Source organism: Paracoccus sp. (in: a-proteobacteria), from assembly GCF_035556475.1.
GTDB lineage: Bacteria > Pseudomonadota > Alphaproteobacteria > Rhodobacterales > Rhodobacteraceae > Paracoccus.
Map to the genome: position 1 here is coordinate 1 of NZ_DATMFA010000140.1, position 24,705 is coordinate 24,705.

Annotated in this window: 25 protein-coding genes; 14 read left to right on the forward strand and 11 right to left on the reverse strand. The window is 64.8% G+C overall.

The window, feature by feature from the left end:
* The first annotated feature begins 25 nt into the window (after positions 1-25).
* A complete protein-coding gene (locus VNQ78_RS19590; protein ID WP_414694118.1) occupies positions 26-154 on the forward strand; it encodes a hypothetical protein in 129 nt (42 codons plus the stop codon).
* A gap of 65 nt (positions 155-219) precedes the next feature.
* On the opposite strand, the gene hmpA is transcribed toward VNQ78_RS19590, so the two are convergent.
* On the reverse strand, positions 220-1,413 hold the full coding sequence (gene hmpA / locus VNQ78_RS19595) for an NO-inducible flavohemoprotein (protein ID WP_325693069.1): 1,194 nt from the start codon (positions 1,411-1,413) through the stop codon (positions 220-222).
* A gap of 83 nt (positions 1,414-1,496) precedes the next feature.
* On the opposite strand from hmpA, the gene VNQ78_RS19600 reads away from it, so the two are divergent.
* Positions 1,497-1,934 carry an Rrf2 family transcriptional regulator gene (locus tag VNQ78_RS19600; protein WP_325693072.1) on the forward strand — a complete coding sequence of 146 codons (438 nt, stop codon included), beginning with the start codon at positions 1,497-1,499 and terminating at the stop codon, positions 1,932-1,934.
* A gap of 26 nt (positions 1,935-1,960) precedes the next feature.
* Here VNQ78_RS19600 and VNQ78_RS19605 read toward each other — a convergent pair whose 3' ends face one another.
* From VNQ78_RS19605 to VNQ78_RS19635, 7 genes are all read right to left on the reverse strand, one after another.
* Positions 1,961-3,679 carry an FAD-binding protein gene (locus VNQ78_RS19605; protein WP_325693075.1) on the reverse strand — a complete coding sequence of 573 codons (1,719 nt, stop codon included), beginning with the start codon at positions 3,677-3,679 and terminating at the stop codon, positions 1,961-1,963.
* A complete protein-coding gene (locus VNQ78_RS19610) occupies positions 3,672-4,451 on the reverse strand; it encodes an SDR family NAD(P)-dependent oxidoreductase (RefSeq protein ID WP_325693078.1) in 780 nt (259 codons plus the stop codon). Before VNQ78_RS19610 ends, VNQ78_RS19605 begins: the two co-directional genes overlap by 8 nt.
* A gap of 10 nt (positions 4,452-4,461) precedes the next feature.
* Positions 4,462-5,199, reverse strand: a complete 738-nt coding sequence (locus VNQ78_RS19615) for an SDR family NAD(P)-dependent oxidoreductase (protein WP_325693081.1) — start codon at positions 5,197-5,199, stop codon at positions 4,462-4,464.
* A gap of 66 nt (positions 5,200-5,265) precedes the next feature.
* Positions 5,266-6,384 (reverse strand): C4-dicarboxylate TRAP transporter substrate-binding protein, encoded by a 1,119-nt coding sequence (locus tag VNQ78_RS19620; RefSeq protein WP_325693084.1) that lies wholly within the window; start codon positions 6,382-6,384, stop codon positions 5,266-5,268.
* A gap of 62 nt (positions 6,385-6,446) precedes the next feature.
* Positions 6,447-7,754: a TRAP transporter large permease gene (locus tag VNQ78_RS19625; RefSeq protein ID WP_325693087.1), complete on the reverse strand. Its 1,308-nt coding sequence runs from the start codon at positions 7,752-7,754 to the stop codon at positions 6,447-6,449.
* Positions 7,755-7,762: 8 nt separating this feature from the next.
* Complete coding sequence (locus tag VNQ78_RS19630; protein ID WP_325693090.1) at positions 7,763-8,269, reverse strand: TRAP transporter small permease; 507 nt, start codon at positions 8,267-8,269, stop codon at positions 7,763-7,765.
* Between the two features lie 19 nt (positions 8,270-8,288).
* Positions 8,289-9,047, reverse strand: a complete 759-nt coding sequence (locus tag VNQ78_RS19635; protein WP_325693093.1) for an SDR family NAD(P)-dependent oxidoreductase — start codon at positions 9,045-9,047, stop codon at positions 8,289-8,291.
* A gap of 121 nt (positions 9,048-9,168) precedes the next feature.
* Here VNQ78_RS19635 and VNQ78_RS19640 point away from each other — a divergent pair, with 121 nt between their 5' ends.
* Both VNQ78_RS19640 and VNQ78_RS19645 read left to right on the forward strand, forming a co-directional pair.
* The gene (locus VNQ78_RS19640; protein ID WP_325693097.1) at positions 9,169-9,915 is read left to right on the forward strand and encodes a GntR family transcriptional regulator; all 747 of its coding nucleotides are present in this window, start codon (positions 9,169-9,171) and stop codon (positions 9,913-9,915) included.
* A complete protein-coding gene (locus VNQ78_RS19645; RefSeq protein ID WP_325693100.1) occupies positions 9,912-10,532 on the forward strand; it encodes a glutathione S-transferase in 621 nt (206 codons plus the stop codon). The genes VNQ78_RS19640 and VNQ78_RS19645 overlap by 4 nt, the downstream gene beginning before the upstream one ends.
* A gap of 75 nt (positions 10,533-10,607) precedes the next feature.
* On the opposite strand, the gene VNQ78_RS19650 is transcribed toward VNQ78_RS19645, so the two are convergent.
* Both VNQ78_RS19650 and VNQ78_RS19655 read right to left on the reverse strand, forming a co-directional pair.
* Positions 10,608-13,568 carry a type I secretion C-terminal target domain-containing protein gene (locus VNQ78_RS19650; RefSeq protein ID WP_325693103.1) on the reverse strand — a complete coding sequence of 987 codons (2,961 nt, stop codon included), beginning with the start codon at positions 13,566-13,568 and terminating at the stop codon, positions 10,608-10,610.
* 284 nt (positions 13,569-13,852) lie between these two features.
* On the reverse strand, positions 13,853-14,275 hold the full coding sequence (locus tag VNQ78_RS19655) for a hypothetical protein (protein ID WP_325693106.1): 423 nt from the start codon (positions 14,273-14,275) through the stop codon (positions 13,853-13,855).
* A 280-nt stretch (positions 14,276-14,555) separates the two neighbouring features.
* On the opposite strand from VNQ78_RS19655, the gene VNQ78_RS19660 reads away from it, so the two are divergent.
* From VNQ78_RS19660 to VNQ78_RS19690, 7 genes are read left to right on the forward strand one after another with little or no spacing between them, the layout of a single operon-like run.
* Complete coding sequence (locus tag VNQ78_RS19660) at positions 14,556-16,004, forward strand: 4-hydroxyphenylacetate 3-hydroxylase family protein (protein WP_325693109.1); 1,449 nt, start codon at positions 14,556-14,558, stop codon at positions 16,002-16,004.
* A 20-nt stretch (positions 16,005-16,024) separates the two neighbouring features.
* A complete protein-coding gene (locus VNQ78_RS19665) occupies positions 16,025-16,684 on the forward strand; it encodes a GntR family transcriptional regulator (protein WP_325693112.1) in 660 nt (219 codons plus the stop codon).
* A gap of 19 nt (positions 16,685-16,703) precedes the next feature.
* Positions 16,704-17,738 carry an ABC transporter substrate-binding protein gene (locus tag VNQ78_RS19670; protein ID WP_325693115.1) on the forward strand — a complete coding sequence of 345 codons (1,035 nt, stop codon included), beginning with the start codon at positions 16,704-16,706 and terminating at the stop codon, positions 17,736-17,738.
* Positions 17,735-18,781 (forward strand): ABC transporter ATP-binding protein, encoded by a 1,047-nt coding sequence (locus VNQ78_RS19675; protein WP_325693118.1) that lies wholly within the window; start codon positions 17,735-17,737, stop codon positions 18,779-18,781. The genes VNQ78_RS19670 and VNQ78_RS19675 overlap by 4 nt, the downstream gene beginning before the upstream one ends.
* Positions 18,778-19,653, forward strand: a complete 876-nt coding sequence (locus tag VNQ78_RS19680) for an ABC transporter permease (protein WP_325693122.1) — start codon at positions 18,778-18,780, stop codon at positions 19,651-19,653. The genes VNQ78_RS19675 and VNQ78_RS19680 overlap by 4 nt, the downstream gene beginning before the upstream one ends.
* Positions 19,650-20,441, forward strand: a complete 792-nt coding sequence (locus VNQ78_RS19685) for an ABC transporter permease (protein ID WP_325693125.1) — start codon at positions 19,650-19,652, stop codon at positions 20,439-20,441. Before VNQ78_RS19680 ends, VNQ78_RS19685 begins: the two co-directional genes overlap by 4 nt.
* 9 nt (positions 20,442-20,450) lie before the next feature.
* Positions 20,451-20,948, forward strand: a complete 498-nt coding sequence (locus tag VNQ78_RS19690; RefSeq protein WP_325693128.1) for a flavin reductase family protein — start codon at positions 20,451-20,453, stop codon at positions 20,946-20,948.
* A gap of 46 nt (positions 20,949-20,994) precedes the next feature.
* Here the strand turns inward: VNQ78_RS19690 and VNQ78_RS19695 are convergent, their stop codons facing one another.
* Positions 20,995-21,642 (reverse strand): DUF1028 domain-containing protein, encoded by a 648-nt coding sequence (locus VNQ78_RS19695; protein ID WP_325693130.1) that lies wholly within the window; start codon positions 21,640-21,642, stop codon positions 20,995-20,997.
* Positions 21,643-21,757: 115 nt separating this feature from the next.
* On the opposite strand from VNQ78_RS19695, the gene VNQ78_RS19700 reads away from it, so the two are divergent.
* From VNQ78_RS19700 to VNQ78_RS19710, 3 genes are read left to right on the forward strand one after another with little or no spacing between them, the layout of a single operon-like run.
* Complete coding sequence (locus VNQ78_RS19700) at positions 21,758-22,927, forward strand: M20 family metallopeptidase (protein WP_325693133.1); 1,170 nt, start codon at positions 21,758-21,760, stop codon at positions 22,925-22,927.
* Entirely contained in the window at positions 22,927-23,895 is a 969-nt protein-coding gene (locus VNQ78_RS19705; protein WP_325693136.1) for an asparaginase, read from the forward strand. The genes VNQ78_RS19700 and VNQ78_RS19705 overlap by 1 nt, the downstream gene beginning before the upstream one ends.
* Entirely contained in the window at positions 23,876-24,667 is a 792-nt protein-coding gene (locus VNQ78_RS19710; RefSeq protein WP_325693138.1) for an adenylyltransferase/cytidyltransferase family protein, read from the forward strand. The genes VNQ78_RS19705 and VNQ78_RS19710 overlap by 20 nt, the downstream gene beginning before the upstream one ends.
* The last annotated feature ends 38 nt before the right edge of the window (positions 24,668-24,705 follow it).

Consider the following 24,705-nt stretch of genomic DNA (forward strand, 5'->3'; position numbering starts at 1 on the left):
TGCCGAGGTGGCGCTGGCCTGGCTGATGGCTCAGCCCGGTGTGACCGCGCCGATCGCCAGCGCGACCTCGGTGGCGCAGGTGGAAAGCTTTGCCCGCGCAGCCGCGCTGGCCCTCGCGCCCGACGAGCTGGCCCTTCTGACGGGCGCGGCATAGGGCAGCCGGATACGAAAAATCCCGCCGTGCTGTGCCACGGCGGGATTGTTTTCAGGTGGCCTGGATCAGGCCGCCAGAACCTCGTCGGCGGGGCCGAAGAACTCGTAATGGATCCGATCCGCCGGGACGCCTGCCTTGGCAAGCTCACCCACGAAATGCCGCAGGAACGGCTTTGGTCCACACAGATAGATGTCGGCCGATCGCAGCGGCACATTGGCATGCAGCCAGTCCATCGTGACAAAGCCCGTGTTCACATTATCCGCCGGGGCGGGCCGTTCATAGAACGTCGCCACCGTGGTCTGCCCATGCGATTGCGCGAAAGCCCGGATCTCATGGTCCAGCGCGTGGGTCTCGCGGCTCGTGGTGCCGTGGATGTAATAGGCGGCAAGGTCGGGATGGTTGCCGGCGATTTCCGCCAACATGCTGACCATGGGCGTCAGGCCGACCCCGCCCGACAGCAGCACGACGGGACGCGCGGGTGCCGAGGGAAGCTGGAAATCCCCAGCGGGCGCGGTGCATTCCAGAACCGCCCCGACCGCCAGCTGGTCGTGCAGGAAACGCGAGGCCTCGCCCTGCGGCTCGCGCTTGACGGTGATGCGGTAATGGTCCGCATTTGGCGCGCAAGAGACCGAATAGTTGCGGATGACACCCGGCAGGCCGGCGGTCTCGAAGCGCAGGGTCAGATACTGGCCGGGCCGGTGCGGGATGACCTTGCCCCCATCTTCGGGACTCAGGGTGAAAGAGGTGATGGTGTCGCTCTCGTCCCGCCGCTCGGCGATGACGAAGCGCCGCCAGCCCGTCCAGCCGCCGGGCGCGGCGTCGAGGTCGTCGCGCAGCACGCCTTCGCGCGCGATCAGGATATTGGCAAGGAACCAATAGGCCTCGCCCCATGCCTCAAGGATCTCGGGTGTCGCCGCGTCGCCCAGCACCTCGCTGATCGCGCCAAGGAGGGCGGTCGCAACATGCGGATAATGCTCGGGCAGGATGGCGTAGCCCACATGTTTCTGGGCGATCCGCTCGACCGCGCCGGCCAGCGCGCCCAGATTGTCGATGTTCTGCGCATAGGCCAGCACGGCCCCGGCCAGCGCGAAACGCTGCGCGCCGCTGCGCTGGTTGGCCTGATTGAACAGGCGGGCGATCTCGGGATCCTGGAACAGGCGGCGATACATGGCCTCGGTGATCCGGGGTCCGTGTTCCGCAAGAGCGGGAATCGTCGCCTTCACCAGAGCGATGGTTTGAGCCGAGAGGGGGGTCGTCATGGCATTCTCCTAAAAGAAGTATCCTGAATGCATCTTACCCGACCGGTATATACATGCATCTGATCTGCATGTAATGTGACAAAATGAAGCTGACCCGATATTCCGATTACGCTTTGCGCGTGCTGATGTATCTCGCGACTCACCCCGATCAGGTCGCCTCGATCCGGGAAATTTCGGGGTTTTACGGCATTTCGCACAACCATCTGATGAAGGTCGTGCAGGATCTTGGTCAGGCGGGATTTGTCGAAACCCTGCGCGGGCGCAATGGCGGGCTGCGTCTGGGTCACCCGGCCGCCGAAATCAGCATCGGCAAAGTGATCCGCCATACCGAGGGCCATAACAAGGTGATCGACTGCACCGGTTGCGTGATCGCCCCGGTCTGCGACCTGCCCCATGCGCTGTCCGCAGCGATGGAGGCGTTCATGGCCGTCCTCGACCGCTATCGCCTGTCCGATCTGGTCGCCTCGCCCGAAAAGCTGCGCGGGCTGTTCGAACCTGCCGGGACCGCGTCCCCGGCCTGATCGAACAGGTCCGGGGGCGCGCTCTTTCAGCGGGTTTGCTGGCTGGCGGTCTGGCCGATGATATAGCCGAAGGTCAGTGCCGGCCCCAGCGTGATCCCCGGCCCCGGATAGGCCCCCGACATGATCGAGTTGATGTCATTGCCGCAGGCGAAAAGCCCCGGAATGACCGCGCCAGAACGATCCTTGACCTCTCCCTTCCCGGTGATGTCGAGGCCCATCGAGGTGCCGATATCGCCCGGATAGATTTCGACCGCGTAGAACGGCCCTTTCAGCGGGCGCAGGCACGGGTTGGGCTGGTTCTCGGCATCGCCCAGATAGCGCTGATAGCTGGTCGAGCCCTTGCCGAAGGTCGTGTCCTCGGCGCGTGCCGCGTCCCGGTTGAAAGCCGCGACCGTGTCGCGCAAGGCCGTGGCGTCGATGCCGCATTGGCGCGCCAATCCCTCCAGCGTCGCGTCGCGCTTCAGATAGCCGCTGTCGATATGCTTGCCGATCCGCGCCGGGAAAGCATGGGCTGCGCCGAGCCCGTAGCGCCGCGTGGCGCGATGATCCGCGATCAACCAGGCCGAGCGCTGGCCCTCGGCCAGTAGTTTGCCGATCAGGCCCTGCACGAAATCATGGTAGCTTGAGGCTTCGTTGACGAAGCGCCTGCCATCATGCCCGACCGCGATGACCCCCGGCTTGGCCCGGTCGAGGAACAGATGTGGGAAGGGGCGCTTGCTGCCATCGGGATTGGGCAGAAGCGATACCGGCGTCCAGAAGCCGCCATTGGCGTTCGTGTCGACAAAGGCCGCCCCCGCCGCTTCGGCGGCCGAGATCGCGCCGCCGGTCCCGGTGACGGGCGACATCGAATAATGCGGCAGCCCGCGTTTCACATGCTCGAACGTCGCCTGACGCCGGGTCACGTCATGCGGATAGCCGCCCGCCGCCAGCACGACGCCCCGCGCGGTCGATATCCGCACCAGCCCCTTCGGTCCCTTGACCTCGGCCCCGGTCACCCTCCCATCCTCGTCCTTCACGAGGCTGATCAGCTCATGCCCGGTGCAAAGCGGGATGTTCAGGGCAAAGACCGTCTCGGCCAGACGCCCCGAAACCGCGGCACCCATCACCAGACGGGTATTTCGGCCATGCCTCACCCGGTCCAGCGCATAGCGCGCCACCCGTTTCGTCGCATAGACCATCGACGCGGTCGAGCGTGTCATGCGCAGGAAATGATACATGTCGGGCCGCCCCAGCGGCAGGCCGCCAAGGATGGTGAAATCGCCATAGGGCGGGCGCATGCGGTGCAGGTTCCTGCCCAGACGGCGCCCGTCATGGTCGAAGGCATCAAGCGAGCGGCCACCCTCGGTCGCGCCTTCGGCATCCGAGTGGTAGTCGGGGGAAACGACGCGATGGGCCAGCTTCAGCTCGGTTTTTTCGTGGAAAAAGCCGATCGCCTCGGGGCCCTTGTCCAGAAAGGCATCGACCAGTTCGGCATTGAAGAGGTTCCCGGTCTCGCCCTGGATATAGGTGCGGGCCGCCTCGCGGCTGTCCGGCATCCCGGCCGCCGTGGCGATGGGATTGCCCGGCACCCAGATCGCCCCGCCCGAGATCGCAGTCGAGCCGCCGAAATATTCGGATTTCTCGATGATGACCGGGTTAAGACCATGGTGACGCGCCGAAATCGCGGCGGCCATGCCAGCGGCGCCCGATCCGACGATCAGCAGGTCGCAGGTCGCGGGCAGGTCGGGTGAAAGGGGTTCAGGCATTGATCGCCTCCTCGCGCGGATAGCGGCCCATGGCCCAGCCGCCATCGACGGCAATGACCTGACCGGTGACAAAGGCTGCCTCGTCCGAGGCGAGGAAGCGCACCACGCGGGCCACCTCCTGCGGCGTTCCGGCCCGGCGCAGTGGCGCGCCGTCCACCATCTGATGACGCCGCCAGGCTTCGGTGCGGATGCGCTCGGCGGTCAGCGGCGTTTCGATCAGGCCCGGCGCCACAGCATTCACGCGGATGCCGTTCGGGCCGAAATCCGTCGCCATCTGCCGCGTCAGGCCGATCACCGCCGCTTTCGACGCGGTATAGCCCGCCGAATTCTGCGCCCCGATTTCGCCGAAGATCGAGGCGGTGTTGACGATCGCGCCACCGCCCGTCGCCATCATGGAAGCTGCGGCCCAACGGGACAGGCGGAAAAGGCCAAGGACGTTCACTTCGTAGAAGCGAGTGAAATCGGCGTCGCTGGTCCCCAGCGCATGGGCACCCGCACCGATTCCGGCATTGTTGACAAGGATGTTCAGCGTAAGGCCCGCGGCATCCAGCGCCGCGCCGATCCGCTCCGGCAGCGCCGAGTCAGTGACATCGCCTTGCAGCGCGGTGACGGCGGGACGGGCGCCAAGCCCGGCGATCCCGGCCATCTCGCGATCGACCGCGACGACGTGGGCGCCTGCGGCAAGCAGGGCCTCGGCAATGGCAAGGCCGATGCCCTGCCCCGCGCCGGTGACGACGGCGGTGCGCCCGTCGAGGGTGGAAATTCCAAACATGTCCGGCCCCTCAGAACGCCGCCGTGCCGCCGACCGAGCGGCCGCCATCGACAATGAGCACTTGCCCGGTGACGAATTGCGCGCGCGGATCGGCAAAGAAGGCGACCGCATGGGCGATGTCCTCGGGTGTGCCGAGCTGGCCCGAGGGTTGCTGCACGCGCAGCCCCTCGACGCCCTCGGAGCGCTCAAGCAGCATGTCGGTCAGGATCACGCCCGGTGCGACGGCGTTGACCGTGATCTGCTTCTCGGCCAGTTCCAGCGCCAGAGCCTTGGTGAAACCGGCCACCCCGGCCTTCGAGGCGACGTAATGGGCATAGTTGCGCGCGCCAAAGGCCGCACGCGAGGCGAGGTTCACGACCCGCCCGCCTTCCGGTAGCACCCGCGCCGCCTGCTGCGAGAGGGTGAACATCGCAACGAGGTTCACCTCATACATGCGGCGGAAATCCTCAGGCGTGAGGCTGTCGAAATCCTTGGTATTGAAGATGCCGGCATTATTGACCAGCACCCGCAGATCCCCCGCCCCGTCGATCAGCGCTTGCGTGGCGGCCGGGTCGGTGATGTCCAGCACCGCGGCGCGGGCGTCCCGGCCCGCCGCGACAAGCTGGCGGACGGTCTCGCTGGCGCCGTCCTCGGCGCGGTCGGCGACGATGATGGCATAGCCCTCTTCGGCAAGGCGATAGGCGATGGCCCGGCCGATGCCGGAGCCCGCGCCAGTGACGATAGCGGTAGGAGCAGATTGGGAGGTCATTCGGATCACCATTCGGTCGGAAAGGAACCCCGCGCGGACCGGGATCGTGCGCGGGGGTGGTTCGGTTCAGTTCGTGCCGAACGTCGTCTCGTCGATGCCGTCGTAGAGATTGGTCTTCAGCACTGCCGCCAGCGCCTCGGGATCGTCCTTGTTGACGTCCTTCAGCAAGTCGATCCACCTGTCCTCGAGCGCGACGAACTGCTTCAGAACCTCGGTCGGATCCTCGATCTTGCGCTCGGCCATCGACTTCGCGGGCAGCTCGGCCGCGACCTTGCTCTGGAAGGCGGCAAGGGTGTCGGTCATCTCCTGCGTCGGTTCGCTGACCTTCAGGCCGCGTTCCTTCGATCCTTCGAGGGCAGCGGCGACACCGACATTATAGGCCGCCTGCGACCGCGCGAGGCCGACCGCCATATTGTCGAGCAGCACACGGCGCTCGGCCGGTTCGAGACCCGCCCAGAAATCCGTGCCCACGACATAGGTCGCGCCCAGCACCACGCCTTGCGGCAGGGTGTTCACGGTCTTGGCGATCTCCCAGAACTTGTTGCCTTTGTCGAGGTTCGTCGCGTCCGACATGGTGCAGTCGATGGACCCGCGCTCCATACCCGAATAGACGTCCCCGATTGGAACCGAGACCGGGACACCGCCGAGCGACTGGATCCAGGCGGTCTGCGCCGTTCCCGCGACCCGCACCTTCTTGCCCGAAACGTCCTTGGGCGAGACGATGTCGCTCATGCAGATCAGGGTATAGAAGGGCGTCGCATAGCCGCCGAGGAACAGGCCGCCATTCCCGTTCCATTCCGCCTGCACCCGCGCGTTGGTCAGGCCCAGCTCGGTATAGGCGAAGGCGGCCGCGGTGCTGTCCCGGGCCGTGAAGGCCTGGTCGTTGACCGCATTGTTCAGCGGCAGTTCCGAGGGGTTGTAGGGCGGATAGACGATGCCGAGTTGCGCCACGCTGTCGCCGATGCCCTGCATGGTCGTGGGTGCGGGCACGAGGGCGCCCGAGGAATAGACCTCGAACTCGATCGCCCCGTCCGAGGCCGCGGCGACGTCCTTGGCGAATTGCTGATAGGGGTATTCGTTCAGGATATGCGCCGGGGCCATCCAGTTCGTCGCCTGATAGGTATCGGCGGTCGCGCTGCCCAGAAGTGCCGGCAGGATCGCTGCGCTCAGAAGATATTTCCGCATTGCTCATTCTCCCTTGTATGTGGTGGGGCCCGCCGGGCTCCTCATCCCGGCGGGTGGGGTCGTTAACGGGTGACCATCATCCCGGGCAGCCATAGGCTGATCTGGGGCACGGCGATCAGCAGGGCCAACACGCAGAGGTCCACGGCGATGAACCAGGTGACGCCTCCGAAGATGCTGTTCAGCGAGACCTTGTCGCCCAGCGAGGACTTGATGACGAAGACGTTCATGCCGACCGGCGGGCTGATCAGGCCAATGGTCATCAGCTTGATGACGAGGATGCCGAACCAGGTCAGGTCGACCCCGTGCTGGGTCAGCAGCGGCACCAGCACCGGCATCGTCAGCAGCATGATCGAGATTTCTTCCATGAAGGTCCCCATCACCACCAGGATGATGCAGATCAGGATCACGATGGTCATGGTGCTGTAGCCGTCGAAGAAGCCCATCACCCAGGTCGGAATGGTAGCCAGCGCGATGAACCGGGCGAAAAGCGCCGCACCGACAACGATCATGAAGATGGCCGAGGTGCCCGCCGCCGTGTCGATCACCGCCCGCTTCAGGATCTGGACGCTGAGGCGTCCACGAATGGCCGCGATGATGCAGGCAAGAAACGCACCGACCGCGCCCGATTCCGTCGCCGTGAAGGCGCCGGTGAAGATGCCGCCCATCACGATGATCGTCACGACCGGCAGCGGCCATGCGTCGCGCAGCAGGGCGAACTTCTCGGCCCGCGTCGAATTGTCGACATAACGCGGAGCAAGGTTCGGGTTCAGGATGCAGCGGATGGTGATCATCGCAATGAAGGCGCAGGCCGTGAGGATGCCGGGGATGAAGCCCGCCATGAACAGCGTGTTGATCGAGGTATCGACCAGCAGGCAATAGACGATCATCAGGACCGAGGGCGGAATCAGCGCCGCGAGGGTTCCCGAGGCCGCGACCGAGCCGGTGGCAAGGCCGGGATCATACTTGCTGTCCAGCATCTCGGGCACCGCGATGCGCGAGAAGGCCGCCGATGTCGCGACACTCGATCCGCTGGCCGCGCCGAAGAGGGCAGAGGCGAATACCGTGGACGAGGCAAGCCCGCCGGGGATCCGCGCAAGGAAGATCCGCGCGGCGCCGAAGAGACCACTGGTCAGGCGCGCCTCGACCGCGACGAAACCCATCAGCAGGAACATGGGGATCGCCGACAGGTTCCAGTCGCCGATCAGGTTGAAGGGGATGGCCTTGGTGATGCCGATCGCGGGTTTCAGCCCCATCATCGCCCAGATCCCGAAGAATGCGGTCGAGCCCATGGCCACGCCAATTGGTACGCGAATGCCGATCAGGCCAAGAATGATTGCGATGCCGGCGAAGCCGATTTCAAGACGTTCCATGACGAACCTCAGATTTCCAGGGCATGGGCCGAGGTGCGGACACGCCCGCGCTCGCCCAGAATGAGCCGCAAGAGGATGACGACCACCGCCAGCAGGAAGCCGAGGGGAAGCAGGAATTTCGCGGGCCAGGTGGTGATCCGCCAGATCCCGTCAACGGTCTCGTTGATGCGCCAGGCATGCACCGCCACGCCCCACGAGAACCAGCCGAGGATCGCGTAGTAGACAATCGAGACCACGTCGGCGAGCTTCAGCATCACCGCCTGTACGCGCGGCGAACATTTCTCGTAGACCACCTCGACGACGATCGAGCCGCCCGAGGCCTCGACCCAGGCCAGCGGCAGGAAGACGCAGCCGATCATGTAATAGGCCGCGACGATTTCCGCTGTTCCGGGCAGTGGCGCGTTGAACGCGTATTTGCCGACCACGTCGATCATGACGTGGAACATCATCAGCGCGACTGTCGCGCCTGCTATCAGACCCAGCAGGTGGGTCAGTCTTTCTGTAATCTTGACCATCTCGCCCTCCCCCGGCGCGTCATTGCATGCGATAGCCGCCGTTCACGTCGATAACCGCGCCCGTGATGTAAGAGGCGTCGGCGCCCATCAGGAAGGCGACGGCCCCCGCGACATCCTCGGGTGTCCCGATGCGGTTCAGCGGAATGTTGGCAGCCGCCGTGGCGTCGTTCTCGGGCGGCAAGGACAGGCGCAGCATCGGCGCGTCGATCAGGCCCGGCGCAACCGCGTTGACGGTGATGCCCAGATGCGCGGATTCCCTCGCGCCGGCCTTGATCAGCGCCATGACCGCACCCTTGGACGCAATATAGGCCGAGCTCGAGCGATAGCCGCCAAGCTGTGCCGCGACCGAGGAGAAGCCGACGAAGCGGCCATTCTCGATCCGGCGCCGGTTCGCGCCGCGCAGGTATTCGCGCAAAAGCAGGAAAGTCCCGGTCGAGTTCACGGTTTGCGTGCGGTCCCAATCAGCCAGGGTGATATCGGTGATCGGCGGGCGCTCGCCATTCGCGGCGAAAAGCAGGATGCCCGCCGCGGCGACGACCTGATCGATCGGCGCGTCAAGCGCCTCGGCCTCGGCGAAAGCTGCGGCGACAGCGGCTTCGTCGGCGACGTTCAGCGCAATCGCGCGGTGCCCTTCTCCCGGCAATCCCGCCACGACGCGCGCGGCCGCCTTCAGCGAGAGGTCTGCCGCGAGGACGCGAAATCCCTCGTCTGCAAGCCTGCGGCAGACAAATTCACCGATGCCACCGGCCGCGCCGGTGACAAGACAAGTTCCATTCATATCGAGAGGCTCCCCACCTTCATTGATCTTGCAATGAACACATTATCGGCAATATGGCAAATTAAATCTTTCCAAATTACGCATTTTGGATACATTCAAGACATACATGAAGGAGAGCCACTTGTCCGAACCGCATACCAGCACCGAGCTGGCGACAGAGCGTCTGCGCGAGGCGATCCTCAGCGGACAGCTTCTGCCCGGTGACAAGCTCCATCAGGACCGGCTGGCCGAAATGCTGGGGATCTCACGCACGCCGCTTCGGGCGGCACTGACGACGCTGGCGCAGACCGGGCTCGTCTCCTATGCCAGCAACCGCGGTTTCTATGTCCGTGAGTTTTCGCTGTCCGAGGTTGCTGGAGCCTTCGAGGTGCGGGCCGAGATGGAGGCGCTGGCCTGTCGCCTCGCTGCCGCCAACATGACCGACGAGGCCGCCCGCCACCTCTCCGAACTCGTGGCCGAGGGGGATCGCCTTTTGGAGCCCGGCGAGCTATTGCCCGAGAATCTTGGCGACTATCGGCGCATGAACGTGAATTTCCATACGGCGGTGATGCGCCTCTCGGCCAATCCCTGGATCACCACTTTCGTGCAAAGCCTGCACAATGTGCCCGCGGCATCCGACCGGGTAATCATGTGGCGGGACTTCCGCGTCATCGCGCGGTCCCATGACGACCACCACCGCATCGCCCATGCCCTGAGCAAGCGGCAGGGCGAACGCGCCGCCGCCATCATGCGCGAACACATCACCTTCGCGCTGGAACACCTGAAACTGCAATTGCAGCTTTACCCGCAGGACTTCCTGCGCATCCCCAGCCCCGACAAACCCGTGCGGGGCAGACAATCGACCCGGAACCGGAGAACCCAGGAATGACCGCTCGTCTCTTCTTTTCGCCAGCCTCGCCCTATGTCCGCAAAGTCATGGTGGCGGCGCATGAGCGCGGCGTTGCCGATCAGGTGGAACTGCTGCCCTCGGCGGCAGGGCCGGTGAAGCGCGATCCCGCGATCGTGCGCCATAACTCGACCGGCAAGGTGCCCTGCCTGCTGCTGGAGGATGATTCCCCGGTATTCGACAGCCGCGTCATCACCGCCTATCTGGATTCGATCGGCACCTCGGGAACGACGATCTATCCGCAGGATGACAGCCGCTTCACCGTCCTGACGGTCGAGGCGCTTGGCGACGCGATTCTGGATGCGGCGCTGCTGCACCGCTATGAAAACGTCCTGCGCCCCGAGGAAAAGCGCTGGGACGACTGGGCGCGCGGCCAGATGGAAAAGATCGACTCGGGCCTTGATGACCTTGAGGGTCGCTGGTTCGAGGCCATCTCGGGTCCGTTCCACGCCGGCGCGATCGCAATGGCCTGCACGCTCGGCTATCTGGACTTCCGGTTTGCGGACAAGGACTGGCGCAAGGGGCGCGAAAGGCTGGCGGCCTGGTATGACGAGGTGGCAAAGCGCCCCTCGATGACCCAGACCGCGCCGAAGGCCTGACCCGCCACGCGCCGAGACAGGCTCGCCCGCGTCTCCCTTTGGGGAGGACGCGGGCGAAACCTCGACCCCCTGCCCTCACAACAGGAAGCTATTCGCGTTGAGGGTGACGGGATCGTCCAGCAGGATGGCGAAATCGGCCTTCCGGTCGCCATTCACATCGGCGAGCACCTGCGTCCCTGCGGCAACGCTTCGGGTGGCAAGCTCTCCGGCCTTGCCGGTGAAGGCGGCCGCACCGATAAAGCTGAACGCCTGATTTCCCGCCAGATCGGTCCGGGCGTCGATCGCGCTCAGATCGATGCGGTCGCCTTGGGCCATGCTGAAATCGGTGATCGTGTCGCGGCCTGTCGCGGCCGCGGTCGAATCCGAAAGCGCCCGGAAGACGAAGACATCGGCGCCCTGCGCGCCGGTCAGCCGGTCTGCCCCTTGCTCGCCGATCAGCCGGTCGGCACCGGCGCCGCCATCCAGCACATCCTTGCCGGCCCCGCCCGACAGCGTGTCGTTGCCCCCGCCACCGGCCAGCGTGTCATTGCCCGCGGCGCCGTTCAGCATGTTCTTGCCAGCATTCCCCAGCAGATTGTTCGCAAGGGCATTCCCGGTGCCATTGAGATTGCCGCTGCCTGCAAGGACGAGGTTTTCCAGATTCGCACCCAGCGTCCAGGCAATCGAGGTCTGCACGCGGTCGGTGCCGCCATTCGCGGCCTCGACCACGCGATCGCCGACGGTTTCCACGATATAGGTGTCGTTGCCCGCGCCCCCGGTCAGCAGGTCGCTGCCGTAGCCACCTGCCAGCGTATCATTGCCGGCCCCGCCGTCGATCGTGTCATCGTCGCCATTCCCGTCGAGATAATCCGCCCCGTCGCCGCCATAGATCTCATCCCGACCGAAACCGCCCGAGATCACGTCGGCACCGGAGTCGCCGCTGAGCGTGTCATTCCCCGCGCCGCCGAGCAGGCTGTCATTCTCGGTCCCGCCGCTGATCAGGTCGTTGTCATTGCCGCCGTCGATGGTGTCATTTCCCGCGTCGCCGGACAGCGTGTCCATTCCGGCTCCGCCAAGGATGCTGTCCTGTCCGGTTCCGCCGCGGATCAGGTCGTTACCGGTCTCGCCGAACAGGCTGTCATTGCCCGCCTCGCCGTTCAGCGTGTCGTCGCCATCATGGCCCACGGCGCTATCAGCGCCGTCGCCACCGGTCAGCAGGTCGTTTCCGCTGCGTCCGGCGAGCACGTCGTTGCCAGCGCCACCGTCGATCACGTCGTTCGAGATGCTGCCATTTATGGTGTCGTTGCCGCCCAGGCCCTGAACCGGCTTGCCCTCCCATGTCAGGGTATCCCCCTCGACATCGACATAGCCGACCCCGATGTTATCCGCCCCCTCGGTGCCTTGCACGATTCCATCGGGGCGCCGCAGGTTCAGAAGAACGGCGCGACCATTCGCCCAGTCCAGCACCAGATCATCGGAGATGCCGTCGCCGTCATGGTCGACCAGCTTGCCCGAGGCCATAAGCTCGGCCGCCGTCCATTCGCGGCCGCCAATGGTGATCCGGTCGCCCAGATCACCCCGGAAATCGGTCACGAGATCCTCGCCCCCGCCGTCGAGCACGAAATGATCCGCGCCGCGACCTCCGGTCAGGACGTCATTGCCGGCTCCGCCGTGCAGGAAATCGTCGCCATCGCCGCCCAACAGGACGTCATGGCCGGCACCGGCCACGAGGCGGTCATTATCGCCCTGCCCGAACAGGTAATCGCGGCCCGCGGTCCCCGTAAGGCTGTCGTCTCCCGTCCCGCCATAAAGCATGTTTAACGCGCGCCCGATGCCGACAAGCGTGTCATTGCCACCGTGCCCGGTTCCATAGCCAAGCCCGTCCACCGCAATGACACTGCCGTCCTCCTCATAGACGGTGCCGGGAAGAAGCGTCGCAACGACACGCTCGTTCCCCGCCCGGTCCGGGTCGGACTGGCCAAGCAGGAAGCCGTTCATGGCCTCTGCATAGATGTCGGGATGCAGGAAATTGACCCGCTTGCCATTGGTGATGGTCACGAGGGACGAGTCGCCCGTTTCCGCCGCCGGAAACCAGCCGAGCCCGATCCCGGCCTCTGCAAAGACCTCATAGGTCCGGGCCATCCAGAAGGCCATGTTCGATGCATGGTGCGAGAGGTTGGTCTCGGTGATGACCAGATCATCATCCCCGATGGCGCCATAGCGCTGCCTGATCAGGTCCGCCATGCCGTCGATCTCTTGCCCCGGACCTGCACCCGCCGCCCAATGGGGATAAAGATGCGCCGACCAGACAAGGTCGTCGCCCACCGCAGCGCGGATCTGGTCCAGAACGCTGGTCCCGCCATCGCTGGCCGTCGTTTCGGCCAGAACGTCAAAGAGCGAGGAATAGGCCCAGCCGCCGACCATGATGCGGGCATCCGAACGCGCGTCGATCAGTTCCGCGACCTCGGCCATATGGTCGCCGTAAAGGCGCACGAACTCGCCACTGCCGCCACCCATGTCCTCGGCCCGGCTGTAGGAGGCCGGCTCGTTGACTGCCTCCAGCGCGTAGACGGCCGATTTCACATCGCCATGGGCATCCAGCCAGTCGAGCATCTTGCCCCAGCTTCCGATCATCCGGTCATGGACCGAACCAGCTAGCCCGGCGCGCATCCCCTCGACGTCGAGGTTCCCCGTCTCGCCCAGCCGCTGCGCCTCGCCATCGGCATAAGTGAAGACAAGCTGAAAGCCCTGCTGGGTTGCCGCGCTGAGGAAACGTTCGAACTGCGGATCAAGCGAGCCATTCTTGTTGAACGACCAGTCATTGAACATCACGCGGATGGTATTCGCGTCGGGAATGCTCGATCGCAGCAGGCTCGCATAGGCTTCGGGCTGGTTCTCCATTCCCATCGGCCGGGTCTGAAATTCCGACTGCCAGAGGTAGTATTTGTCGTCGGAGGCGAGATTCTCGCCATAGGTGCCAGCAGCCTTGTCGGCTGCAATTGCCTTTTCTGCCATGACTTGCAGGTTAATCATGCGGATCTGAGTGGTGTCGGACACGGGTTCTCTCCTCCGAAGCTTGCTTTCTTCGCTGCCTGCTCCCTCGTAACGGACATAGCCCCTTAAACCCAAGATTGTGGTGCTTTGTTGCAAAACAATCTTGAATATCAAAAAAGTCCTGCAAATTTAGAGGGTTGTGTGGCGAAAAGAAGCCGACGGAGTCGTGATTTACGACCCCGCCACGTGCTTTCCGATATGTAGGAGGGAATCACTCCCTGCCCCGCCGGCCAGAGCAAGCGGGGCACCGACCGCCGGCTGCGGTCCGGGCTGGAGAGTTACCGCCCCTAGTTGCTGAAGGCGTTGATCAGGTTCAGGACCGACAGCACCTTCCGCGTCCCGCTGTCGACGCGATAGATCTGGTCGTCGTCACGGTAATAATCCCAGCCGCGCCGCGCCTCCAGGTCATAGCGCCTCGGGTCGCGGATGATGGCATAGTCTCCGACGCGCAGGATATCCCCTACGCGCGTCCCATAGCCTTTTGCATGTCCCGGCGGAACGCAGGGCGGGTTCTTCTTGGCAAGGCCGGGCGGGCAATCGGCGCGGTAATAGGCACGGCCGTAATGACCGCCGCGCGGCCTGTCGTCATCATAGTGACGGGAATGCTTCTTTCCGTGACCGTTTCCCTTGCCGGGGTCGGCGGTGACGGGTGTGGCGACAATCAGGCCGAGCGCAAGCCCGGCGAGCGCCAATCTGAAGGGGGACTTCATCGTGATGCCCTCGATGGATGGTGATGAAGGTTTAACGCGTCATCCGTCGGTTCGGTCCTCACAGACCTGACAGCGGCGGGATTCCGCTGCCACGACGCCCGCCCTTCGCCGGTGAGCATCTGCGGGGTAGATGGTCGTTGCCGCGAAAACAGCCATATCGCGGTGCATTTGCACAATAATTAGACAAAATTCGTAGCCATCCAAAATTTTCCTTGCCTCTGGCGTCAAATTTGGTCTTGTAGCCTGTATACAGGATTCAAATGCCCCGGAAGGACTCACCATGGCGCTTATGACGGCCGAACAGTATCGCGAAAGCCTCCGTGACGGGCGTCAGGTCTGGGTTTCAGGCGAGAAGGTTGAAGACGTCGCGACCCATCCGGCGCTGAAGCCGATGGTCGATGCCATCGCGCGCATCTATGACATGCATCACGATCCCAAGACCCGCGATCTGATGACCTATACCCGCGAGGACGGGACGCTTGGGGCGCGGACCTATCAGGTTCCGACCACCAAGGAGGAATTGCGCGCCCGCCGGCTGATGACGACCGCCATCCTCGACGATATCTGCCCGACGATCGACCGCTTCGGAGACGAGACGGTGACGCCGCTCTTCGTCCTCGCCAACCGCAAGGAACTGCTCGACAAATATGACGAGCGTTACCACAAGAACGCCGTCGCCTGGATCGAGCGCCTGCAGCGCGACAACCTGTTCATGACCTCGGGCAATACCGATGTGAAGGGCGACCGCTCCAAGCAGCCCTGGCAGCAGGACGACCTCGACATGAACACCCGTGTCGTGCGCGAGACGCCCGAGGGCGTGATCATTCGCGGCGCCAAGTTCGAGACCGGCGCACCCTATGGCCATGTCGCCTTCATCAAGCCGACGGTCGGCTATTGGTGCGAGGAGAACCGCGACTTCGCCATCGCCTGCGTGCTGAAGCTGAATGCGCCGGGCGTGCGCCATATCTGCCGCCGCCGTCTGTCGGGCAACAACACCGATCTGAACAGCTTCGAGAACCCGCTCGCCGCCCGCTTCGACGAGCTGGACACCCTGATCGTGTTCGATGACGTGCTGATCCCGTGGGAGGACGTGCTGATCTGCCGCCATCACGAGCTTGCCGCCTATATCCGGTCGGATTTCTCGCGTTGGTCGGCACAGGCCTTCCTGGTGCGCAGCCAGGCCAAGGCCGAGCTGCTGGTCGGCGCGGCGCTGCTCAACGCCGAGCAGGCCGGGACGCTGAACATGCCGCCGGTCCGCTCGAAGATCGCGCAGCTCATGGCCTATAAGGCGACGATCGACGGCTTCCTGCTGGGCGCCGAAGAGGCCTGCCAGACCACGGAATCCGGTTTTGTCATGCCGAACCAGCAGATTCAGAATGCCGGTCGGGTCTATTGCTCGATGAACTACGGCAAGATGGTCGACCTGCTGCGCGATCTGGTCGGCGGAACCCCGGTGATGCTGCCGGACGAGGCGATGCTGCGCTCGCCCGAGACGCGGGCCGATGTCGAGAAGTTCTTCCGCGTCGGCAATTACGACGCCGAAACGCGGCTCCGCGTGATGTCGCTGGTCCATGACCTGACCGCATCGGCCTATGCCGGCCGGGCTACCTCCTATTCGATGTTCGCCGAAACCCCGGTCTTTGCGCAGGAGGGCGCGCTTTTCGCCTCGTTCGAGAAAGACAAGGCTGTCAATCGCGCCAAGGAAATGGCAGGTCTTCCTGTATCCTGAATACAAGGAGAGGTGAGGATATGGCGAGCGACTGGCAGATAACCCCAAGCAGAAGTGCCAAGGAACTGGTCTACGAATCCCTTCGCGACCGGATCGTCAGCGGCGATCTGGCGCATGGGGAGAAGCTTTCCGAGGTTCCTCTGGCCGAGCGGCTTGGCGTTTCGCGCACGCCCCTGCGCGACGCGCTCGCCCGGCTGGCGGCCGAGGGGTATCTGGCGCCCGCCGAACCCTCGGGCCTCAGCGTGGTCGACCCGCTGCAAAACCTCGAGGAACTCATCATCCGTCGCGCGGCCCTTGACGGGGTGACGGCGCATCTTGCGGCGCGCCGCGCGACCGATGACGAGATCGAGACCATCCTTGCCCTTGGCGCGCAATACTCGCAGGGCGCGGATCTCGACCTCGGCGAAAGGCGGCTGCGCAACCATCGCTTCCACGACGCGATCACCATCGCCGCGCATTCGAACAACCTGCGCATCGAAGCCGAGAATTTCCGCGTCTTCTTCACCTCGACCCGGCTTCTGCAGGCCTTGACCGTGAGCGAGACGGCCGAAGCCATTCAGGGCCACATGAAGATCGCCGAGGCCATTCAACAGCGCGATCCCTTCGCCGCCGAGCATGAGGCGCGCGAGCATATCTACTCGGCCTATCGGCGCCATCTTGGCGCGGACAATAAAGCGTAAACCTACAGGGAGCCCAACCATGGTCAATTCGATCATATCTCGTCGTCGTCTGCTGGGAACTGCCGGTCTGGGCATGGCCGTGGCGCTTGCCGCCCCGCGCCTTGCCTTCGCCAATGCAGGAAAGGAGATCTCGGTCCAGATCTGGGGCTCCACATGGACCGGCTCGGTCTCCAAGGCGGCCGCCCTGTTCGAGGAGCGCACCGGCATCAAGGTCAAGGTCATCACCCAGGCCTCCGCGGGCGAGGGGCTGGTGAAGCTCCAGACCATGCGCGACAAGCCCGAGGTCGATGTCTGGTTCACCACCTCGGCGCTGGCGGCGCGGGCGCAAGAAGATGCGGGACTGTTCCTGCCGATGCCCTATGACCTGTTGCCCGCCGCCGCCGCGATCGAGGAAACGGCGCGGTCGAGCCATTGGGTCGGCCTTTATTCCTATCCGATGGGCATCGCCTATCTGACCGACGAGGTCGATGCGCCGATCACCGAATGGTCCGACCTCTGGGATCCGCGTTTCAGCCAGTCGCTCTGCGTGCCGGCGATGACGCAATATCAGGGCCGTGTGCTGGCGATTGCCGCGATGATCAACGGGGGCGACCTCACGAATGTCGATCCGGGCTTTGCCGCGCTGAAGGAACTCTCGCCGAACGTGGTGTCCTGGTACACCTCCGACACCACGGCCCGCAAAGGTATCGCGCAGGGCGAGTATTCGGTGCTGGTCACGCCGCCCGCGGGCTACAAGATGCTGCTCGACAATGGCATCAACGCCAGCTTCGTGACGCCCAAGCCCTCGCCGATGACCTATGACGTGATGATGCTGGTCAACACGCCCCGTCAGGCCGAGGCCGCGCAATTCATCGACTTCTGCCTGACCGAGGAGGTGCAGAACCTCGTCGCGCAAGCCCAGGGCATGGGTCCGGTGCATCCGAACGCGACCTCGATCCCCGAGATCCAGGCCGTCCTGCCCAAGCCCGAGGACCGCGTCGGTCTGGACGAGGTGCTGATCAACGCCGACATCAACGCATGGAACGAGCGTTTCAACAGGGAAGTGGTTTCGTGAACGGACACAAGGGTCTGGATGTTCGCGATGTCGTCAAGAAATATGGCGATGTCACCGCGCTTCACGACATCAACTTTCATCTGGAGCGCGGCGAACTCCTGACCTTGCTGGGGCCTTCGGGCTGCGGCAAGACTACGCTTCTGCGGTCGATCGGCGGCTTCGTCTCGATCCATTCGGGCGAGATCGTGATCGAGGGGGCCTCCGTCGGCTCCCTCCCGCCAGAAAAGCGTCCGACGGCGACGGTGTTTCAGGGCTATGCGCTTTTCCCGCATATGAGCGTGGCCGAGAATGTCGCCTATGGCCTGCGCCTGCGCGGAGTCCCGAAATCCGAGCTGAGGGACCGGGTGACAAAGGCCCTCGACTCGGTGCAGCTCTCGCATCTTTCCGACCGGATGCCGGCGCAGCTTTCCGGCGGGCAGCAGCAGCGCGTGGCGCTGGCCCGCTGCTTCGTCGTCGAACCGCGCGTGTTGCTGATGGACGAGCCCTTCTCAGCGCTGGACAAGAACCTGCGCGAGGACATGCAGGTCGACCTGCGCAAATTGCAGCAGCGCCTTGGCATCACGACCGTCGTGGTCACCCATGATCAGGAGGAGGCCTATATCCTCTCGGACAAGGTCGCGGTGATGAATGCCGGACGGCTTCACCAGTTCGACACGCCGGGCGGGATCTATGACCGCCCCGCCACGCGCTTCGTCGCCGATTTCACCGCGATGACCAATGTGCTGAGCGGCCGGCGCGAGGGCGAGATGTTCCTGGCCGATGGCATCGGCGCCTTCCCGGCGCCGGCCGATCTGCAGCAGGGCGATTTTCTGGGTCTTCGCCCGGAAAGCCTCGATGTGGTTCCGGCGGATGACCAGCGCGCGATCCTGCAAGGCGAGGTGAAATTCGTTGCCATGACCGGCGCCAATGCCTCGATCGAGCTTGGCTTCGCGGGTGGCCGCATCAAGATCGTCGCGCCGCGCCTGCCAACGGTTCCCGCCATCGGCAGCGTCGTCGGCCTTGCCATGTCGGATCGCGGTCGCCCGGTGCGAGTGCCCGCATGAGGAAGCTGCCCCTGATCAGCGCGCCAGCCTTCGTGCTGCTGGCCATGCTGTGCGGAGCCTATGGCGCGTTCTTCGCCTCGGGCTTCCTGACCCAGATCGAGGGCACCGCCCGCATCGGCGGCGCGCCCTCCTTCGACAACTATATCCGCTTCCTGACCGATGAGAGCCAGCTGAGCCTTTTCGGCTATACGCTGGTCTTCTCGCTGATCGTGTCGGCCATCACCATCGTGATCGGCTATCCTCTGGCCTATTTCCTCGCCCGGTCCGAGCATCGCAGGCTGCGCCTGCTCATCCTCGGGCTGCTGATCGCCACCTTCATGTCGGGCACCGTGACGCGGGCCTATGGCTGGATGGTGCTGCTGGGCAACAAGGGCCTGCTCAACCAGCTCCTCATGGATCTGGGGATTATCACCCGTCCGCTCAGGATCATCTATCGCGATGCCGGGGTTGCGATTGCGCTGATCCATTTCATCCTGCCCTTCTTCGTGATGACTGTGGTTGGCGGCATCAAGAACCTGCCGCGCGGGGTCGAGGAAGCCTCACGCGACATGGGCGCGGGTCCGGTCAAAACCTTCTTCAAGGTGACGCTGCCCCTCTCGCTGCCCGCGATTGCCGAAGGTCTGGCGCTCGCGCTGGCGCTCTCGCTCTCGGCCTTCCTCTTCCCGCTGATGCTGGGTGGCGGACGCGTGCGCATGGTGGCGAATTACATCTATGAGCAGATCTTCGTCTCCTTCGACATGGCCTTTGCGGCGGTGGTCTCGGTCGCCTTCCTCGTCATGGCGCTGCTGACGCTGGTGCTGATGAACAAGGGGCAGAGGTTGCTTCTGAACTTCATCGCCGGCCGCTACACCCGGAAAGGAGAGCCGTCATGAAGCTTGGTCCCGTTGGGCGGGTGCTGTGGTCGGCCTATATGGTCCTGATCCTCGGCTTCCTGCTCGCGCCGCTGGTGTTCGTGGTCTATTATTCCTTCCTGCCGACCGCCTTCTTCAAGCTGGAATGGCAAGGCTTCTCGCTGCGCTGGTATGAGGCATTCTTTGCCTCGGACGTGTTCATGTCGGCGCTGTGGAACACGCTGACCATCGCCCTGCTCGTGGTTCCGGTGACCCTGATCGTCGCCCTGCCAACCACGCATATGATGGCGAACGGACAGTTGAAATGGCTGGGTCAGGCGCTGACGATCCCGGTGATCGTCCCCGGCGTCGTGACCGGGATCGCGCTGATGGGTCTTTTCGCCATGCTGGGAATGGACAATGCCTATCTGCGGCTGATCCTTGGCCTGACGCTGTTCTGCCTGCCCTTCACCATGCGCGCGATCAACGCGGTCTATTCCAGCCTCGACCGCCGGCCCGAGGAAGCCGCGCGTGATCTGGGCGCGGGTCCGGTGCGGACCTATATGCAGATCACCCTGCCGCAACTGAAGGCCGGGATCCTCTCCGGGGCGATCCTTGCCTTTGTCGAGGCGATCGACAACTTCTCGATCGCGGTCTTCATGGCCGACACCTCGACCAAGACCCTGCCGATCGCCGCCTATGAACATATCCGCGACTTCGACGATCCGACTGTCGCGGCGATGTCGACGCTGTTGATCGGGCTCGCCTTCCTGCTGGTCGTGGTTCTGGAAAAGACCGTCGGCCTCGAAAAAATGATCCGCCAGGGCTGAGGTGCCAAGATGAATGACGAGACCTTATCGCGCGACACCTTCCGGCAGGCCATGTCCAAGCTGCCTGCCTCGGTCAATGTGATCACAACCGATGGCGATGCGGGGCGCTGGGGGATGACGGCCTCGGCCGTGTGTTCGGTCTCGGACCAGCCGCCAAGCCTGCTGGTCTGCATCAATCAGGCGACGCGGCTTTACGAGCTGGCGATGAAGAACCGGGTTCTCGCCGTCAATGTGCTGAAGAACGACCAGAAGGAAATCTCGGCCCTGTTCGCGGGCGGCGATGTCGCGCGGCGCTTCGCGACCGGCAACTGGCAAAGCCTGCGCACCGGCGCGCCGCTGCTTCTGGATGCCCTCGTCAGCTTCGATTGCCGGGTGTCGCAGGTGGTGCCCTCGGGCACGCATGGCATCTTCATCGCCGAGGTCGTGGCGGCCCATGTCGCCGATGCGGGCGGCGGTCTGGTCTATTTCGACCGCGCCTATCGGCCATTGGACGAAATGGCTGCCTGACCGGCCCCCCCGAAAGCCCCGCGAAGCGCGGGGCTTTTTCATGGGTTCAGATCGCGGACGGATCCAGTGCTCGCTGCTGGTAAAGCGCGGCGGTCGGGCGATATTCCTGCCAGAGCGCCTGAAGCTGGGCCAGCGGCTCCTCGGCCGCGTCCACGCGCAGATCGGCCCATGTCACGTCGGTATCGTCGACGACCTTCATGGCCGCCGCGCGCAGGGGGCCACCCTCTCCGCCCGAGGCCTCGCCAGCCTGAAGGGCAGCAAGCAGCCGATCCTCCAGATCAGCCGTGGGATCGGCAGCGAAGGCCGCGACCATCGCCTCGACCACGCCCGCGCTGGCAAGGATATTGCCGATCGCCACGCAATCCTGACCACTCGCCCCGCCAATCGCGCCGCGATTTCGGGCGCCATGCCGGAATGCGCTTTCGCCCCGCAAGTTCAGCACCGCCAGTTGACGCCATTCGATATCCGGGGTCGAGGCCGCAAGCGCCGCGATCACCGCTGCGGGGGCGACCCCCTCGGCCAGCAGCGACAGCCCGCGCGGACCCAGCCGGGGATCGGTGATCGCCTGCGTCAGCACCCCGCCGACGCCGGGCTTCAGAAACAGGCAACGCGCGCCCACGCAGGGGCTCGAGGTGGTGATGACGCCGCCGATCCTGCCCGTGCGGTCGCAGCGTCCCAGAAGGGAAAAGGTCATTCTCCGGGGTTCTCCCACTTGGCCGCGTCGGTGGCTGGCGGGATTGACGCCCTGCGCCATTGACTTGCGGCGATTATTGCGGTGTCCTGTATGCAGGATACATAAAAGAATCGCCATGCCAAAAATCACCGAACTCGCCGCCCGCTTCACTACCGACCTGCCGCGGATCCTCGATCAGGTGAGGCAGGTGGTGAATATCGACAGCGGAAGCTGGGATGTTGAGGGCGTGAACGCCGTTCAGGATGTCTTTGCCGCGGCGCTGGCGGATCTGGGCTTTGCCGTCACGCGCATTCCCGGCGAAGGGCGTGGCGATCAGTTGCGGGCCTTCCGGCGGTTTGGAGAGGGGCCGAACGTGATGATCCTCGGCCATGCCGATACGGTCTGGCCGCGCGGCACCGTGGCGGAATGGCCCTTTGCGCAGGACGGCAACCGGCTGACCGGGCCGGGCATCGCCGACATGAAAACGAATGTGGTCATGGCCATCCACGCGCTGCGGCTTCTGATCGAAGGCGTCGGCGGCGCGGACATGTCCAAGGTCGGCGCGGTCACCTTCCTGATCGTCCCCGACGAGGAGATCGGATCGCCCCAGTCAAAGGACTGGATCATCGCCGAAGGGCAGGATTGCGACATCTGCCTGACACTCGAACCCGCGCGCCCCGGTGGCGGCACGGTGATCGGCCGCGGCGCGGTGGGCGCGGCCTATATCCATGCGACCGGGGTAACGGCGCATGCCGGCTCGAACCGGCTGGGCGGGGCCAGCGCCATTTCGGCCGTGGCGCCGCTGGTCGCCCGGATCGAGGCGCTCGGCTCGATCGAGGAGGGGAATTACGCCACGGTGGGCGTCCTGCGCGGCGGTGATGCCAAGCAGGTGGTCTCGGGCAGCTGCGAGGCGCATCTGGACCTGCGCGCCGCCAGTCAGGAGGCCGCCGATGCGCTGTGGCAGGGGATCGTCGATATCGTCGAAAAGGCAGAGATCGACAGCCGCGTGACCCTGAAGCTGTCGGGAGGCTTCATCCGCCCCTGTTTCCCGCGCCTGCCCGCGATGGATCGTCTTTATGCGCTGGCCGCGGATTTCGCGAGCCAGATCAATCATCCGATCGCCCCGAACATCTCGCGCGGGGGGTCGGATGGCAGCTTCATCGCCGCCCTCGGCAAACCGACCATCGACGGTCTGGGCGTCATCGGACATGATATCTGCTCGCGCCGGGAATGGGCAGAGTTGGACAGCCTGCCCGCGCGCGGTGCCATCCTGGCCGGGCTGATCGCCAAGGCGGCCACGATCTGATGCCGCATATCCTGATGATCGCAACCGGCGGCACCATCGCCTCACGCGCGGCGGCGGAGGGCGGGCCGGTCACGGCGCAACTTGGCGGCCCCGATCTTCTTGCCGGGGTGGACCTGCCCGAGGGGGTCGAGGTCACGGTGAGGGGCTTCGCTTCGCTGGGGTCATATGCACTGACGCTCGCCGATCTCCACGATCTGGCCGCGCTGCTGGCATCCGAAATGACGGATTACGACGGCGTTGTGATCACACATGGCACCGACACGATGGAGGAGACCGCCTTCGCGCTGGAACTGCTTCTGGCCCCGCCGATACCGGTGATCCTGACCGGGGCGCAGCGCCACGCCGGACAGGCGGATACCGACGGGCCGCGCAACCTGCGCGATGCGATCCTTGCCGCGGCCACCCCCGCCCTCGGCGCGGCCGGCGTCGCGATCCTGTTCGAGGGCGACCTTCATGCCGCCCGCCATGTCCGCAAAAGCCATACCAGCCGCGTCGACACCTTCCGCTCGGGTGATTTCGGCAAGATCGGCTCGGTCGATGTGGGCAGGATCGACCTGCGCCATCTGCCTCAGCGCCTCGCACCCTTGGGACTCGACGCCGCCCCGCAGGAGGTGGCGCTGATCTCGGCCGCGATGGGAATGGGGCCGGAACTGCTGCATTTCGCACTCGGCCATCCCTATCGCGCCGTCATTTTGGAAGGCTTCGGCCGGGGCAATTTCCCGCAAGGATGGGCCGAGGCCACCGCCGCCCTTACCGCTGCCGGAAAGCCGGTCATCGTCACCTCGCGCTGCCCGGAGGGCGCGGTCCGGCCGATCTATGGCAAGGACAGCGGCGGCACCAGCATGGCGGCTGCCGGCGCGATCTTCGCCGGCGACCTTGCCGGCAACAAGGCGCGGATCCTGCTGGCCTTCCTTCTCGGCCACCCTTCCCTTGACGCGGAGACCGAGTTTGAACGCTATTGTGCCTAAGACCGCCTTCGCCCCTGTCTCCACCGTCGAGGCGGGGCTGGAGGCCGATGATCCACGCCGCGGCGCCGTCATTGCGCTTGGCAATTTCGACGGCTTTCATGTGGGTCATCTCTATCTGCTCGAAACGGCGCGCGACATGGCCGGCGATGCGCCCTTCGCGGCGATGTCCTGCGAGCCGCATCCCGTCAGCCTGTTTCGACCGCAATCGCCCCGCTTCCGCATTGCCAGCGCCACCCAGAAGGCATGGCGCGCGGCCGAGATCGGCCTGAGCTATCTGTTTCAGCCGCGTTTCGACCCTGACTTCGCCGCCCTCACGCCCGAGGAGTTTCTCCACGACACGCTCATCGGCGGGCTTGGCATCAAGGGCATCGTGGTGGGCGAGGATTTCCGCTTTGGCCGCGACCGCGCCGGAGATACCGGCTTTCTTGAAACCCATTGCGCCCGGTCGGGGATCGAGTTGCGGGTGGTCAAGAAGCTGCCCGGCTATTCCTCGACCCGGGTGCGGCAGGCGATACAGCGCGGCGACCTCGACGCCGCCGCCGACATGCTCGGGCGGCCCTGGCACGCCGAAGTCACCTTCGACGGCTGCCATATGCAGATCGAAGCCAGCCAGATCCTGCCGCCTCCGGGGCAATACATCCTGCGCAAGCGCGCGACGGGAGAGGTGATCTCCAGTCATCTCGACGCCGAGGGCGCGCTGCATGGTCCCGTCACGATCGAACCCGGCTCGGCAAGCTGGGCGTTCCTGCGGCTGATCGCCTCGGCCGCGTGAGGCCGGCAGCCGGGTCCGCTCTCCCGACAGGGCCGGTC